General features: G+C 69.1%; 13 protein-coding genes. 5 read left to right on the top strand and 8 right to left on the bottom strand.

Annotation, left to right across the window (positions count from 1 at the left end; genetic code table 11):
- Nucleotides 1-4 precede the first annotated feature (4 nt).
- Complete coding sequence (gene solA, locus ACGFIF_RS09760) at nucleotides 5-1,138, top strand: N-methyl-L-tryptophan oxidase (RefSeq protein WP_393153345.1); 1,134 nt, start codon at nucleotides 5-7, stop codon at nucleotides 1,136-1,138.
- Here the strand turns inward: solA and ACGFIF_RS09755 are convergent.
- The 5 genes from ACGFIF_RS09755 to ACGFIF_RS09735 all read right to left on the bottom strand — a co-directional run bounded on the left by ACGFIF_RS09755 (nucleotide 1,135) and on the right by ACGFIF_RS09735 (nucleotide 6,667).
- Nucleotides 1,135-1,929 (bottom strand): sirohydrochlorin chelatase, encoded by a 795-nt coding sequence (locus tag ACGFIF_RS09755; protein ID WP_393153343.1) that lies wholly within the window; start codon nucleotides 1,927-1,929, stop codon nucleotides 1,135-1,137. The genes solA and ACGFIF_RS09755 overlap by 4 nt on opposite strands.
- Entirely contained in the window at nucleotides 1,926-3,224 is a 1,299-nt protein-coding gene (locus tag ACGFIF_RS09750; RefSeq protein WP_393153341.1) for a sulfate adenylyltransferase subunit 1, read from the bottom strand. Before ACGFIF_RS09750 ends, ACGFIF_RS09755 begins: the two co-directional genes overlap by 4 nt.
- Nucleotides 3,224-4,156, bottom strand: coding sequence for a sulfate adenylyltransferase subunit CysD (gene cysD / locus ACGFIF_RS09745; protein WP_393153339.1), 933 nt, complete (start codon nucleotides 4,154-4,156; stop codon nucleotides 3,224-3,226). The genes ACGFIF_RS09750 and cysD overlap by 1 nt, the downstream gene beginning before the upstream one ends.
- Nucleotides 4,153-4,839, bottom strand: coding sequence for a phosphoadenylyl-sulfate reductase (locus ACGFIF_RS09740; protein WP_393153337.1), 687 nt, complete (start codon nucleotides 4,837-4,839; stop codon nucleotides 4,153-4,155). Before ACGFIF_RS09740 ends, cysD begins: the two co-directional genes overlap by 4 nt.
- Nucleotides 4,840-4,981: 142 nt before the next feature.
- The gene (locus ACGFIF_RS09735) at nucleotides 4,982-6,667 is read right to left on the bottom strand and encodes a nitrite/sulfite reductase (RefSeq protein WP_393153335.1); all 1,686 of its coding nucleotides are present in this window, start codon (nucleotides 6,665-6,667) and stop codon (nucleotides 4,982-4,984) included.
- Between the two features lie 407 nt (nucleotides 6,668-7,074).
- Between ACGFIF_RS09735 and ACGFIF_RS09730 the strand changes: the two genes are divergently transcribed.
- Genes ACGFIF_RS09730 through ACGFIF_RS09720 form a run of 3 tightly spaced genes read left to right on the top strand, consistent with a single transcriptional unit; the run spans nucleotide 7,075 to nucleotide 11,478 of the window.
- Nucleotides 7,075-7,644: an ArsR/SmtB family transcription factor gene (locus ACGFIF_RS09730; protein ID WP_393153333.1), complete on the top strand. Its 570-nt coding sequence runs from the start codon at nucleotides 7,075-7,077 to the stop codon at nucleotides 7,642-7,644.
- The gene (locus ACGFIF_RS09725) at nucleotides 7,641-8,843 is read left to right on the top strand and encodes an MFS transporter (protein ID WP_393153332.1); all 1,203 of its coding nucleotides are present in this window, start codon (nucleotides 7,641-7,643) and stop codon (nucleotides 8,841-8,843) included. Before ACGFIF_RS09730 ends, ACGFIF_RS09725 begins: the two co-directional genes overlap by 4 nt.
- Nucleotides 8,844-8,871: 28 nt before the next feature.
- Nucleotides 8,872-11,478, top strand: coding sequence for an ATP-binding protein (locus ACGFIF_RS09720; RefSeq protein WP_393153330.1), 2,607 nt, complete (start codon nucleotides 8,872-8,874; stop codon nucleotides 11,476-11,478).
- On the opposite strand, the gene ACGFIF_RS09715 is transcribed toward ACGFIF_RS09720, so the two are convergent.
- The gene (locus ACGFIF_RS09715) at nucleotides 11,473-11,802 is read right to left on the bottom strand and encodes a hypothetical protein (RefSeq protein WP_393153328.1); all 330 of its coding nucleotides are present in this window, start codon (nucleotides 11,800-11,802) and stop codon (nucleotides 11,473-11,475) included. The genes ACGFIF_RS09720 and ACGFIF_RS09715 overlap by 6 nt on opposite strands.
- A gap of 77 nt (nucleotides 11,803-11,879) precedes the next feature.
- Between ACGFIF_RS09715 and ACGFIF_RS09710 the strand changes: the two genes are divergently transcribed.
- Nucleotides 11,880-13,061 carry an amidase gene (locus ACGFIF_RS09710; protein WP_393153687.1) on the top strand — a complete coding sequence of 394 codons (1,182 nt, stop codon included), beginning with the start codon at nucleotides 11,880-11,882 and terminating at the stop codon, nucleotides 13,059-13,061.
- On the opposite strand, the gene ACGFIF_RS09705 is transcribed toward ACGFIF_RS09710, so the two are convergent.
- The gene (locus tag ACGFIF_RS09705; protein WP_393153326.1) at nucleotides 13,049-13,519 is read right to left on the bottom strand and encodes a GbsR/MarR family transcriptional regulator; all 471 of its coding nucleotides are present in this window, start codon (nucleotides 13,517-13,519) and stop codon (nucleotides 13,049-13,051) included. The genes ACGFIF_RS09710 and ACGFIF_RS09705 overlap by 13 nt on opposite strands.
- Before the next feature lie 47 nt (nucleotides 13,520-13,566).
- Nucleotides 13,567-15,015 carry a glycine hydroxymethyltransferase gene (locus tag ACGFIF_RS09700; protein ID WP_393153324.1) on the bottom strand — a complete coding sequence of 483 codons (1,449 nt, stop codon included), beginning with the start codon at nucleotides 15,013-15,015 and terminating at the stop codon, nucleotides 13,567-13,569.
- Between the last annotated feature and the right edge of the window lie 22 nt (nucleotides 15,016-15,037).

Below are 15,037 nucleotides of genomic sequence, written 5' to 3'. Positions count from 1 at the left end.
GGGGATGGAGAGCGTGCGGACGGATGTCGTCGTGGTCGGCCTGGGTGCGTTCGGGTCGGCGGCGTTGTGGCGGTTGGCTCAGCGCGGGGTGAAGGTCGTCGGAATCGAGCGGCAGGCGATCGGCCATCCGTTCGGGTCGTCGCACGGGAGCACTCGGCTGTTCCGGGTGGCCTGTATGGAGCATCCAGGGCTGACACCGATCGCTCAGGAGTCACTCAGGCTCTGGACGGAGCTGGGGGAGCGGACCGGCGAGGTCTACGTCCGCCAGACGGGTTCGCTCAACGTCGGTGGGCCGGACAGCCACCCGGTAGCCGGTGCCCGCAAGGCCGCGGCGGAGGCGGGCGCGCAGACGACAGATTTGAGCCACGACGAGCTTGCCCGGCGGTTCCCGCAGTACCACCTGTCCGCCCACGACGTCGCAGTGTGGGATCCCGGCGCCGGGATCTGCTACGCCGAGCCGACTGTGCGAGCGCAGGTTGCCGAGGCCGAGCGACTGGGCGCCACGGTCTTCCCGCACACGATGGTGACCGCGATCGACCTGCAGCCGAATGGGGTGACGGTCCGAACTCCGACGATCGACATCCAAGCCGATCAGGTCGTCGTGTGTGCAGGTGCGTGGCTGGGCAAGCTCGTCCCCGGTCTGCCGCTGTCACCGCGCCGTACGCCGCTCTTCTGGTTCCGGCCGAAGGACCCGGCGTCCGACGCGTTCCGGCTGACGAACTTCCCGTCGTTCATCTGGGAGTTCCCGGACGGCCGCGGCCTGTGGGGGCATGGATCCGACGAGGACTTCCTGGTCAAGGTCGGTCTCGACGGCGCAGAGCGCGCCAGGGACTTCGATCCCGACGAGCTCGACCGCTACATCCACCCGCGCGAGGACATCGGCGAGCTGGCGGCAGCCGTCGCCGCTTCGTTCCCGGACCTCGACCCGGAGCCGGTGAAGGTGATCCCGTGCATGGTGACTGACTCACCCGACGGCCAGTTCCTGGTCGGGCGACGCGACGAGCGGCTCGTGATCGCCGGCGGCGACAGCGGTCACGGCTTCAAGCACTGCGCGGGTGTCGGCGAGTTGCTGGCCGAGCTCACGACGAAGGAGACGCCGTACACCGACGTCTCCTTCATCGATCCGTTGCGCTACTAGGCCGTGCGGACGAGCTCCGGGCGTACGACGGTCGGCCGCGGGGCCGGCGCCAGAGTGAGCAGGTCGAGCCCGGCAACGCCGTACCGCAGCAGCACGAGCCGTGCCACCTCAGCGCTCACACCCAACGGCCGCGACACGGCCACTGCACCGGCCCGGCGGGCAGTCGACTCGGCGCGGTCCGGCAGCACACCCGGCGCGAGGAACAGCGAGCCGACAGCCACGTGCCGCCGACCCTCCAGCCGCCACTTCAGCACAGCCTCGGCCGGCGACGGCGTCGCAGCGCAGGTGAAGGCCGCGGTGACCGGCAGCTTGTGCCGCTGACCCCACAGCCGCGCGAGCCGGGTCACGCTCGCGTTCGCCTGCGAGTCGCTCGAACCGGCGCAGGCCAGCACCAGCGCGTCCAGCTCCCGCACCCGGCCGTCCTTCAGCTCGGCCCGCATCCGGCGATCGAGGACGTCGAGCAGCGACTCGTCGTACCCGAGCACGTCCGAGGCGATGATCCGCAGCGCCGGGAAGCGGCTGCGGGCCTCGTCGACGACCGCCGGTACGTCGATCCGGGCGTGGTACGCCGACGACAGCAGCAGCGGCAGGACGACGACTTCCTCCACACCCTCGGCGGCGAGCTTGCCGATCACCTGGTACGGCGTGGGCGGGCAGTGGTCGAGGAAGGAGGCTTCGATCCGCAGGTCGTCACGCATGTCGCGCAGGCACTTGACGAGGGCGTGGACCGTGGCGGCCGAACGCGGGTCGCGGCTGCCGTGGGCGAGGATCACGAGCGCTGGAGCAGTCACAGCAGTTCCCCTTCTTCGTCGTCGATCATGCCGGCCGCGAGCGTCCACCCGTCGTGGGCGTCGATGAGCAGGAACGATCCGGTGATGGCGTTGCTGGAGTACGGGTCGGCGGCCAGCGGTGCGGCGACCTTGAGCTGCACCTTGCCGATGTCGTTCAGGTCGAGCCCGGCGGCGTCGATGACTCCGAGCGTGTCCAGGTCCAGCGCACCGTTGATCTTCGTCACGATGGCCTGGGCGGTTGTGGTGGTGTGCTTGATCAGCAGCCGGGCGCCCACGGTCAGCGGGCGGTCCGACAGCCAGCACACGGTGGCGGCCAGCTCCCGGCGGGTGCCGGGGGAGGACTCGGCGGCGACGATCACCGAGCCGCGGGCGACGTCGAGGTCGTCGGCCAGCCGGACGGTGACGGCCTCGCCGGCGACCGCGGACGGCCGCTCCGCGACCGCGGTCGAGGTGGCGGTGACGACCGCCTTGTCGATCCCGGCGACCGAGGTACGGCGACCGGCCGGCAGCACGACCACCTGGTCACCGACGGAGACGGTGCCGGAGGCAACGGTGCCGGTGTAGCCGCGGTAGTCGCGGTACTCGTCGTCGGTCTGCGGCCGGATCACGTACTGCACCGGGAAGCGCAGGGCCTCGCGAGAGGTGTCGGTCCGCCCGTTGGCGTTCTCCAGGTACTGCAGCAGTGTCGGGCCGTCGTACCAGGGCGTCTCGGCGGACCGCTCGACCACGTTGTCCCCGACCAGCGCGGACACCGGGATGGCGTGCACGTCGGCGATCCCGAGCTGGTCGGCGAGCTGGGTGACGTCCTTCGCGATCCCGGTGAAGACGGCCTCGTCGTACCCGACCAGGTCGATCTTGTTCACCGCGAGTACGACGTGCGGGACCCGGAGCAGACCGGCGACGGCCAGGTGCCGGCGGGTCTGCTCAAGGACTCCATGCCGTGCGTCGACCAGGATGATCACGACGTCCGCGGTGGACGCGCCGGTCACGGTGTTGCGGGTGTACTGCACGTGCCCGGGGCAGTCGGCCAGGATGAACGAACGCTTGTCGGTCGCGAAGTACCGGTAGGCGACGTCGATCGTGATGCCCTGCTCGCGCTCGGCCCGCAGACCGTCGGTGAGCAGCGCGAAGTCGAAGTCACCGCCACGAGCCTCGGAGACCGTCTGCACGTGGGCGATCTGGTCGGCCAGGATCGCCTTGCAGTCGTGCAGCAGCCGCCCGACCAGGGTGGACTTCCCGTCGTCAACAGAGCCCGCGGTGGCAAGGCGCAAGAGGGTGTGCTCAGCGGCGCCCATCAGAAGTACCCCTCTCGCTTGCGGTCTTCCATGGCCGCCTCGCTGACCCGGTCGTCGGCGCGAGTCGCGCCACGCTCGGTCAGTTCGCTGGCCGCGACCTCGACGACTACCTCGGCCGGGGATGTCGCGGTCGAGGCGACCGCTCCGGTGCAGGACATGTCGCCGACGGTCCGGTACCGCACCACGCGCTTGGAGACGGTCTCGCCGTCGCGCGGCTGCGAGTAGGGGCCAACGGCAAGCAACATGCCGTCGCGCTCGAACACGTCCCGCTCGTGCGCGTAGTAGATGCTCGGCAGTGGGATCTGCTCGCGCTCGATGTAGTTCCACACGTCGAGCTCGGTCCAGTTGGACAGCGGGAACACCCGCACGTGCTCACCGGGCCGGTGCTTGCCGTTGTACAGCGACCAGAGCTCGGGGCGCTGGTTGCGCGGGTCCCACTGACCGAACTCGTCGCGCAGGCTGAAGATCCGCTCCTTCGCCCGGGCCCGCTCCTCGTCCCGGCGCCCGCCGCCGAACACCGCGTCGAAGCGGTGTCCGTTGATTGCGTCGAGCAACGGAACGGTCTGCAGCGGGTTCCGGGTCCCGTCGGAGCGCTCCCGCAGCCGGCCGTCTGCGATGTAGTCCTCGACGCTGGCGACCTCGAGCCGCAGGCCGAGCGCGTTCACGGTCGCGTCGCGGTAGTCCAGGACCTCCTGGAAGTTGTGCCCGGTGTCGACGTGCAGCAGCGAGAACGGGACACCGGCCGGCGCGAACGCCTTCCGGGCCAGGTGCAGCATGACGATCGAGTCCTTGCCACCGGAGAACAGGATCACCGGCCGCTCGAACTCCGCCGCCACCTCACGGAACACGAAGATGGATTCGCTTTCCAGGGCATCGAGTTCAGTGACGGTGGTGCTCAGGATCGCCTCCGGGGCATCAATGATGGCGGTCATGTGTGGAGCCCGCATTCGACCTTGCCGGTGCCGGACCAGCGGCCGCTGCGCGGGTCCTCACCGGGGGCGACGCGCTGGGTGCACGGCTCGCAGCCGATGGACGGGTAGCCGTCGTACTGGAGCAGGTTGACCAGTACGCCGTTGTCCGCGATGTAGCTGTCCAGGTCTTCCTGGGTCCAGGGGGCGATCGGGTTCAGCTTCACCATGTCGCGCTTCTCGTCGTACTCCACGACCGGGGTGTTGGCCCGGGTCGGAGCCTCCTCGCGCCGTACGCCGGTCACCCAGGCCTTGTAGCCGGCCAGGTAGCGGTTGAGGGGCTCGACCTTGCGGAGCGCGCAGCACTTGTTCGGGTCGCGGTCGTGGAGCTTCTCGCCGTACTCGGCGTCCTGCTCCGCGACGGTCTGCTTGGGGGTCGCGTTGATCAGGTGGATCGGCAGCGTCGCCGCCACCGCGTCGCGGGTGCCGATCGTCTCGGCGAAGTGGTAGCCCGTGTCGAGGAACAGGACGTCGACACCAGGGGCCGCCTCGGCCGCGAGGTGGGGGAGAGCCCCGTCTGCCATCGAGGCGGTCACCACCAGTTCGTCACCGAAGGTCTCCCGCGCCCACGCCAGCACTTCCTGCGCCGAGGCGTCGGCTAGTCGTTCGTTGGCCTCCTCGGCCAGCGTCTTCAGATCCGTACTCATTCCACCGTCACCCGCAGTCCGATCATCTTCAGCTGGAACACCCGTGCACACGGCCGGCACTCCCACGCGCCATGGCCTTCTTCGGAGGGACGAAGGTCCTCGTCCCCGCAATAGGGGCAGTACAACGGTGCCGCGCGTTCGCTCACTGCAGTGCCTCCTCATCTGCTCGGGTGACCCACTGGGCGAAGCGCTCGCCCTCGTTGCGCTCCTTCAGGTAGTTCTGGGTGACGCGCTCCACGTAGTCGGTGAGGCCGTCCGCGGTGACCTTGTGGCCGCGCAGCTTCCGGCCGAAGCCGGCGTCCAGCCCGAGGCCGCCGCCGAGGTGGACCTGGTAGCCCGGCACCTGCTTGCCCTCGGCATCGAGCACCAGCTGACCCTTCAGGCCGATGTCGGCGACCTGGATCCGGGCGCAGGAGTTCGGGCAGCCGTTCACGTTCACCGTGATCGGTACGTCGAGGTCGGGGATCCGCTCCTCGAGCTCGTCGATCAGCTGCGCCGCCTTCGCCTTGGTCTCGACGATCGCCAGCTTGCAGAACTCGATACCGGTGCAGGCCATCGTGTTCCGCCGCCAGGCGCTCGGCTTGGCCCGGAATCCGAGTGCGTCCAGCTCCGCGACCAGCGAGTCGACCTGCGACTCCTCGACGTCGAGCACGATCAGCTTCTGCTGGGCCGTCGTCCGGATCCGGTCCGACCCGTGCGCCGCGACCACGTCGGCGACCTTCGCGAGCGTCGTACCGGACACGCGACCGACGACCGGCGCGACGCCGACGTAGTACCGGCCGTCCTTCTGCTTGTGGACGCCGACGTGGTCACCCTGGACGGCGGGGACCTCGGGTGCCGGGCCGTCGATCAGCTTGCGCTTGAGGTACTTCTCCTCGAGCACCTCGCGGAACTTCTCGACACCCCAGTCCGCGACCAGGAACTTCAGCCGGGCGCGGGTCCGCAGCCGCCGGTACCCGTAGTCGCGGAAGATGCTGGTGACACCCCACCACGCCTCGTGCACCTCCTCGATCGGGATCCAGGTGCCGAGTCGCTGCGCGAGCATCGGGTTGGTCGACAGGCCACCGCCGACCCAGAGGTCGAAGCCCGGGCCGTGCTCGGGGTGGACGACGCCGACGAAGGCGATGTCGTTCACCTCGGGTACGACGTCGTGCGACGGGTGCCCGGTCAGTGCGGTCTTGAACTTGCGGGGGAGGTTGGAGAACTCGGTGGAGCCGATGTACTTCTCGACGATCTCGTCGATGGCCGGCGTCGGGTCGATGATCTCGTCCGCGGCGATGCCGGCGACCGGGCTGGCGATGACGACGCGGGGCACGTCACCGCAGGCCTCGGTGGTGTAGAGCCCGACCGCCTCGAGCTTCTGCCAGATGGCCGGCACGTCCTCGACCCGGATCCAGTGCAGCTGGATGTTCTGCCGGTCGGTGATGTCGGCGGTGTCGCGCGCGTAGGTGCTGGACACCTCGGCGATCACCCGCAACTGCTCGGTGCTGAGCTGGCCGCCCTCGATCCGGACCCGGAGCATGAAGTACTTGTCGTCCAGCTCCTCCGGCTCCAGCGTCGCGGTCTTACCGCCGTCGATCCCGGGCTTGCGCTGGGTGTACAGACCCCACCAGCGGAAGCGGCCGCGCAGGTCGGCCGGGTCGATCGAGTCGAAGCCGCGGTGCGCGTAGACGTTCTCGATCCGGGCCCGGACGTTCAGGCCGTCGTCGTTCTTCTTGTTCTCCTCGTTCTTGTTCAGCGGCTCGCGATAGCCGAGCGCCCACTGGCCTTCGCCCTTGCCCTTGCGAGGGCGGGCCGGCTTGCGGGGAACAGAGGTGACGCCAGTCATCGGGAACGTGTCCTTGTCCTCGTGACAGGTGCGTCCGCAGGCGGAGGGCTCGAAGCGTCGTCGGTTCGATACGTTCCGCGCGGTGCGCACCCAGCGGTGATCGGGGGTGATCAGGGGCCGTCATTGGCCCGGCGGGGTCGCTGTCAGAACATCGAAGGACAACAGATGGCGCTGCGCATCCGCCCGAGGTCGACATGAATCCGACCTACGAGATGAGTGGAGCGGGCAGCGAGCATGCTGATAAGCGTCAGCGCCAACGCCTGACAAATCAACTCCCAATCCTGCATCGTGAGACCCAGTCTCACGATACGGCTATCTCTACCAGTCTGGTGGAGATTGCTCCGGGCGCTGCAAATGGTTCACAAGAACTCTTGTGCAAGAACTCTTGTGGGTCCTATCGTGTGGCCATGACACCCGCCAACCGCCGTCGCGCCGAGCCCTCCGTTCTGGCCGCGATCCACCATCCGCTCCGCCGCCGGCTGCTCGATCTGCTCTACATCGACGGCCCCGCGACCGCGTCCCGGCTGGCCGGCGCCACCGGTGAACTGGTCGGCAACATCAGCCATCACCTCAAGGTTCTGAGCGCGGCCGGGGTGATCGAGGAGGCTCCCGAGCTGGCCAAGAACCGGCGGGAACGGTGGTGGAGGGTCGCCGACACCTCGTCGTACACGTGGTCGATCGCCGACGCCAAGGGCGATCCCGCGGCCGAGCTGGTCGCGGCCACCGCCGAGGACGCGAACCTGGCCCATCACGTCGGCAAAGTCCGGCAATGGTTCGACATGCGGTACGAGTTCGAGGAGCCCTGGGTGCGGGCGGCGTACGCGACCGAGAGATGGCTCACATTGACGCCGTCCCGGCTCGACGAACTGAGTGAGCGGATCGAGGAACTGGTCCGTGAGTACGCCGACGAGCCGTCGGAGAGCGACGACGCGCACAAAGTCTTCTTCTTCGCGCACGCGGTGCCTGCTCGGCCATGACCACGGAGGCGGAGGTCGTCTTCCCGCCACTGCGTCGCGACCACCGGGTGCACGGCTGGATCCTGTCGACGGCGATCTCGCAGTCGGGCGACATGGCCTGGTACGTCGGCCTGGCCTGGAGTGCGGCCCAGGTGACCACGCCGGCGGGCGCCGGCCTGGTGATGGGCATCGGCGCTCTGCCGAAGGCACTGGTCTTGTTGTACGGCGGTGCGCTCGCGGATCGGTTCGACGGCCGGCGCACGATGATCCTGGCGAATCTCGGGCGGATCGTCGTACTGGTCGTGGCAGCTGTTGTGCTGCTCGCGTGGGGTCTGTCGCTTGGGTTGTTGCTCATCGTCGCGGTGGTCTTCGGAGCGGCGGACGCGCTCTACACGCCGGCGGCCGGGACGCTGCCGCGGCGGATGGTGCGGTCCGACGATCTGGTGAAACTGACCGCCGGATCGCAGCTGGCCCATCGGCTGGCGGTGTTCGCCGGAGCACCGCTGGGTGGTCTGCTGGTGGCATCAGGTGGTCTGGCCACGGTGATGATCGTCGACGCGATCTCGTACGTCGTGATCGCGCTGGCGCTGGCCTTCGTGGTGAAGCCCCGGCTGCCGCAGCCGGTCTCGACGGGCGGATCGATCCGGGCTGACCTCCGCGCCGGCTTCGCCTACCTGCGGCGGGACACGCGGGCGCGCACGCTGGTGATCGCGTTCTCCGGTCTGAACCTGTGCGTGGGTCCGGTGCTCGCGGTCGGGCTGGTGCAGCGCACCCACGCAGCAGGTTGGGGTCCGAGCGCGCTGGGGTGGTTCGAGGCGTGCTCGGGAATCTCCGCTGCGGTGGGCGCACTGGTCGCAATGCGCTGGAAGCCGGCCAACCTGGCCCGCAGTGGCCTGATCGCTCTGGTGGTTCAGGCGGCCGGCTGCGTGCTGATCGGCGTGGTGCCGCACCTCGGGATGTTCGTCGCGATGGCGATGATCGGTGCGACCGCCGGGATCGCGTCGGCCCAGTTGTCCGCCGCCTTCCAGCAAACCGTCGACCCGTCGTACCTCGGCCGCAGCTTCAGCATCGTCAACCTCTCCGACGAGGCCCTGATGCCAGTAGCCATGACCACCTTCGGCGCCTTCATCACCCTCACCAGCATCCCCCTCGCCTGCGCCGTCATCGGCACGGCATTCGCGGCCCTGATGATCTGGTCCGTGGGAAGGGTGAGTCGCTGAGCGATACTGCTGGTCGGGGGTGGGGTGGATGAGTGGTGTGCCCGTGGGGACGGTCACGATGTTGTTCTCGGACATCGAGGGGTCGACCGCGCTGCTGACCCGGTTGGGGAACCGGTACGTCGAGGTGCTGGACGACCACCGTCGGATCCTGCGCAGCGTGTGGGCGGCTACCGGCGGTACGGAGATGTCGACCGAGGGCGACAGCTTCTTCGTCGTCTTCCGTACGGCGGCCGAGGCGATCGAGGCGGCCGTCCTCGCTCAGCGCGGACTTGCGGACCATGACTGGCCCGAAGGCGAGCAGTTGCGGGTGCGGATGGGCATCCACACGGGGACACCTGGCGTGCTCGACGGCGACTACTGGGGTATGGACGTGCACCTGGCGGCCCGGATCGCCTCGTCCGCGCACGGAGGCCAGGTGGTGATCTCGGCGGTGACCGGTGACCTCGTCAGCGGCCGGTTGCCCGACGGCGTGTCGTCGCGCGATCTCGGCGTACATCACCTGAAGGACATCCCGGAGGCCGAGCAGTTGTTCCAGTTGACGGTCGCGGGTCTTCGGGAGGACTTCCCGCCGCTGCGCACGGTCGGTACGGCGACCAGCCTCCCTGCGTCGGCGACACGACTGATCGGCCGGGAGGACGACCAGTCACAACTGCTGGAGATCTTCGGTGCACCGGACGTGCGCCTGGTGACACTCACCGGGCCCGGTGGCGCCGGCAAGACCCGATTGGCCGTCGCGGCGGCCGAGCGGCTCGCCACGGGATTCGGGAACGGTGTGTACTTCGTGCCCCTCGCAGCCGTGGCCAACGAGCCGGTGATGTGGACGTCGATCGCCGAGGTGCTCGACCTGCCACCGAAACAACACCGGCCCGAGCATCTGCTCGCCCACCTGGCCCGCCGTTCGCTGCTGTTGGTCCTGGACAATCTCGAGCAGGTCGACGGGGCCGACAAGGTCGTTGCCCGCATCCTCGAAACGGCAACCGGCGTCGGCATCATCGCGACGTCGCGGCGGCCGACCGGGTTGAGCGCCGAACGGCTGTATCCGGTGCAGCCGCTCGCACTGCCGGACGACCTGAGCTTGTCCGCGGCCGGCAGTTCCGCGGCGGTGCAGCTCTTCGTCGAACGTGCGCGGGCTGTGCGTCCCGGCTTCGATCTCACCGAGGACAACGTCGCCGACGTGGTGGCGATCTGTCGCCGGCTGGACGGACTGCCGCTGGCCATCGAGCTGTGTGCGACCCGGGTGAAGCTGCTGACCACCAAGGCGTTGCTCGGCCGAATCGGTCAGGCTCTCGACCTCGAGTCCCGGAGCAGCGTGGCGCCCGAGCGGCAGCGGACGCTCCGCGAGACCATCGCGTGGTCCTACCGCCTGCTCGGTCCGGCGCAGCGCGGCGTGTTCCGTCGGCTGGGGGTCTTCGCTGCCGGTGCCGACCTCGACGCGATCGCAGCCGTTGCCCTCGGCACCTCACCGCGGGCCGACCCGCTCGACGTGATCGCGGAGCTCGACGACGCCAGCCTGGTGAAGGTCACCGAGGGTCCGGACGGGGGACCGAGAGTCTCGCTGCTGCGGACGATCGGCCAGTACGCCGAGGACGAGCTGGTGGCTGCGGGCGAGGCGGACGCCGCTGGTCGCGCGCACGCCCTGTACTACGCGGATCTCGCCGAGCACCTGCAAGCCATGCGGGAGTCGACCACGTGGTCGAGTCTCGAGCTGGCCAAGACCGAGCTGGACAACTTCCGTGCGGCGCTGGGCTGGGCGGTCCCGAACTCCGATGCCGACGGTGATGTCGCCGTCGGTGTCCGGTTGTGCGCCGCCCTCAGCTGGATGTGGGTGCTGGGCGGGTACGTCGCCGAAGGCCGCCGCTGGCACGAACGGGTTGTCGAGCGGGCCGGCGGGATGTCGTCGCGGGAACTCGCCGCCTGCTTGCGGGGATTGGGGAATCTGCTTCTGCTGCAGGGCGAGATCGACCGTGCCCACGAGATGGCCGGCCGAAGCCTCGCGATGGCGAGGACGCTCGACGAGCGCTCCGAAATGGCTCTGGCGCTGAGCCTGCTGGGAACCGCGCAGGGTGCGGCCGGAGACGTCGAGGCCGCCCGTGACACGCTGGCGGAAGCTCTCGACCTGCATCGCACCGTCGACGACAAGGGTGGTCTCGCCCGGGTGCTGGGGAACCTCGGCGGTCTGGAGGAGCGACTGGGCCGGCTCGATCGCGCCGAGGCGTTGATGCGGGAGTCGCTCGCGATCCTCGACGACCTCGGCGACGTCAACGAGACCGCCGTACAAGGCCAGAACCTCGCTTACCTGCTCGCCGTCACGGACCGGCTCGACGAGGCGAGCGAGCTGGCCGGCGGCCTGGTCGGCACGGTGGTGGCGCTCGGCAACTCCAGCCTGACGATGGCGTTCGCGAACACCGTGATGAACATCCTTCTCCGGCAGGGTGATGCGGCCGGCGCCGCGCACCTGTTCGGCGCGGAGGAGGCGATGGGGGAACGCCTCGAGATGCCCAATCCGTACCGGGACGAAGAGCTCGCGGAGGCGCTCGAGCTGATCAGCGGCGTGATGTCGGTCGAGGACTGGGAGACCCACCGGCGCCAGGGCCGATCGGAACGCGTCGAAGACCTGCTCACCCGCTTCTTATGAAGGTGTGGTTCCCGCCTGCCGCACCCGTCGCCTCATGACCACACCAGGGATGCCGACCGCAAGCACGACCGGGATCGCGGCGACGATCCCGAACCAGAGAAACATGGCGAGGTAACCGTAGGCCGCGTTGTCCACGTCCGAGTCCGCCTTGACCAGGAGCACAACGCTCACCACGAACGCAACCACCATCAGGACCGCGATGACGATCGCGACCCAGACGAGAATGCCCGCCCACCGCCGGTAACCGGCGCTGACTCCGGGCGCTCGCAATGGCACGTACGCCGTCGGCCCACCCGGCTGACCCCCTGGCCACTGTTCAGACATAGGCCAGTTGTACTGCGCCCGGGGGCCACTACGCCTCACCCGGGTGCTTCGATGAGCTGGTTAGACTCGCGCCGGTGATGGGGACAACCGCGGCGGCGATCGCGGAGCAGGTGCGGAGTGGCCGCCGGTCCGCGAGCGAGGTGGTCGAGGAGACGCTCGACGCGGTCGCGCGGCTTGATCCGATCCTGCACTTCGTCGAGGACCTCGATCCGGTCGGTGCCCGCCAGGCCGCGCGGACCCTGGAGGTGGCCGGTCCGCTGGCCGGGGTTCCGTTCCTGCTGAAGGCACGACAGCCGAAGGACTCGCCGATCATCAGCCGGCTGGTCGCGGCGGGCGCGATTCCGATCGGTACGGCGACGCGCGCCCGGTCGGGTGCGGTGTCGCAGACATTCGGGTGGAACGGGCGCGACTACACCCGGAATCCGTGGGATCTGTCCCGGTCGCCGGGTGGGTCGACGGCCGGCGGAGCCGCGGCGGTTGCGGCCGGCGTCGTACCGCTGGCAACGGGTGGCGACTCGGGTGGTTCACTGCGGATCCCGGCGGCGTTCTGTGGGGTGGTCGGGTTCAAGGGCACCTACGGCCGCATCCCGCGACCGGTCGGCCGGTCCCTGGGTGGATTGACGACGGCCGGTCTGATCGGTGCCGATCTCGACGACGTCGTACTCGCGACGAGTATCGCGAGCGGCCCGCATCGGCTCGACCCGACGGCGCTGCCGCACTGGCCGGTGCCATCCGTTGTCGACCGGCCGTGGCGGGTGGCGTATCGGTCGACGCTCGGCGAGCCCATGGCCGACCCTGCGGTCGACCTACTGATGCGCAAGCTCCTGGACGACTGTGACGTCACCGTCGTCGACGCGCCGCTCGAACTCCTCCCGCCCGATGACGCGTGGCAGGCGTTGTGGGACCTGGATTCGGGTCGCGGCGTCGAGGCTGCCGCGGCGAATCGTGCTCGGGAGGTCCGGGATCACAACAACACCGCGCTGGCTGATCTGTTCGAGTTGGTGGACGCGCTGGTCACGCCGACGACGCTGACTGTTGCCCATGGCTACGACCAGCACGAGCCGAACATCGTCACCGGGGATCCGTGCTGGGGGTTGAACGTGACCGGTCATCCCGCGGTGAGCGTCCCGGCGGGGTTGCTGGACGGACTGCCGGTCGGCGCGCAGGTCGTTGCCGCGCACGGATTCGACGACGTCGCGGTTGCGGTGGCGAGACGGCTCCAGGTCGAGTTGCCGCAGCCGGCGGTTTATCGGGGGTGATCGGCTCGCCAGGATTTGATCAGTTGTTCGAGGTCCTTGTGGATGAAGGCGAAGAAGTCGGCTGCTTCTGTCAGGCGTTGGCCGACCGTGCTGTCCGGGCCGAACAGGTCGGCGCCGGAGCGGCTGGTGGATTCCCACTCGGCGAGGGAGTTGTTGCGGCGCTCGAGGATCGCGGAGAACACGTCGTCGCGGATCCGGTAGTGATCCTTGCGCGAACCGGGGATCCGCTCCCGGGAGATGAAGCCGACCTGCAGCAGTTGCCGGACGGCGCCCGACACCGCCGGCTGGCTGATTCGCAAGGACTCAGCCAGCTCGGCGGACGTCAGCATGCCGGTCGGGCTGACCAGCATCCGCCCGATCACCCGGGCGGACATCGTCGGTACGCCGCTGTTCCCCAGCACTCCGGCGAATCGCTCGACGAACTGACTGATCTCTTCCGGGGTCGGGTCAGGCGGCATGCACGCACCCTACCGCAACTATTACAACTTTCTGATAGTTCGAGGCGTCAGCTGAGCTCGAGACCCGGGTACAGCGGGTGCTTGTCGAGCAGCTCGGCCGAGGCGGCCTTGGTCTTGTCCGCGACCCCGTCGGCCAGCACGTACTTCGCCTTCGACGGCGCACCGGCCGACGTCGTGGTCGGCGTGGTCGAGGACAGCACGTCCACGATCAGCTCGGCGACCCGGTCGAACTCGTCGGCCCCGAAGCCGCGCGTGGTCAGCGCAGGCGTACCGATCCGGACACCCGAGGTGTACCAGGCACCGTTCGGGTCCCGCGGTACGGCGTTCCGGTTCGTCACGATGCCCGAGTCGAGCAGCGCCGACTCGGCCTGCCGCCCGGTGATCCCGTACGACGACACGTCCAGCAGCACGAGGTGGTTCTCGGTGCCGTCGGTGACGAGCTTGACGCCACGCTTCATCAGGCCGTCGGCCAGCGCGACCGCGTTGTCCGCGATCGCCTGCGCGTACTCCTGGAACGAAGGCTGCCGGGCCTCGGCCAGCGCGACCGCCTTCGCCGCCATGGTCTGGCTGAGCGGGCCGCCGAGCACCATCGGGCAACCGCGGTCGACCGAGTCGGCGTACTCGGGCTGGCACAGCACCATGCCGCCGCGCGGACCGCGGAGCGACTTGTGCGTGGTCGTCGTGGTGACGTGCGCGTGCGGCACCGGGTCGAAGTCGCCGGTGAAGACCTTGCCCGCGACCAGGCCGGCGAAGTGCGCCATGTCGACCATCAGGGTGGCGCCGACCTCGTCCGCGATCTCGCGCATCTTCGCGAAGTCGATCTTCCGCGGGTACGCCGAGTAGCCCGCGATCAGGATCAGCGGCTTGAACTCACGCGCCGCCGCGGCGACCTTGGCGTAGTCGAGCAGCCCGGTCTCCGGGTCGGTGCCGTAGGACTGCTGGTTGAACATCTTGCCGGAGATGTTCGGCCGGAAACCGTGGGTCAGGTGACCGCCGGCGTCGAGCGACATGCCGAGCATCTTCTGGTCGCCGAGCGCCTTCCGGAGCTTGCTCCAGTCCTCGTCGGACAGGTCGTTGACGTGCTTCGCGCCGGCCTCGGCCAGCGCCGGCGACTCGATCCGCTGGGCCAGGATCGCCCAGAAGGCGACCAGGTTCGCGTCGATGCCGGAGTGCGGCTGGACGTAGGCGTGCGGGGCGTCGAACAGGGCCCGGGCGTGGTCGGCCGCGGTCTGCTCGACCGTGTCGACGTTCTGGCAGCCGGCGTAGAAGCGGTGCCCGATCGTACCCTCGGCGTACTTGTCGGACAGCCAGTTGCCCATCGTCAGCAAGGTGGCGGGGGAGGCGTAGTTCTCACTCGCGATCAGCTTCAGCGACGAGCGCTGGTCGGCCAGCTCGGCCTTGATCGCGCCGGCGATCGTGGGTTCCACCGCGCCGATCACCTCGAGCGCGTTGCGGTACGCGGCCGATGCGGCGGCGGCATCGAAGGGTTGAGTCATCGTTGTCTCTCCTGCGGTTGCA

Source organism: Kribbella sp. NPDC049174 (assembly GCF_043197365.1).
Lineage (GTDB): Bacteria > Actinomycetota > Actinomycetes > Propionibacteriales > Kribbellaceae > Kribbella.
Note: the sequence above shows the minus strand (reverse complement) of the source record. Positions and strands in the feature narration are given on the sequence as shown.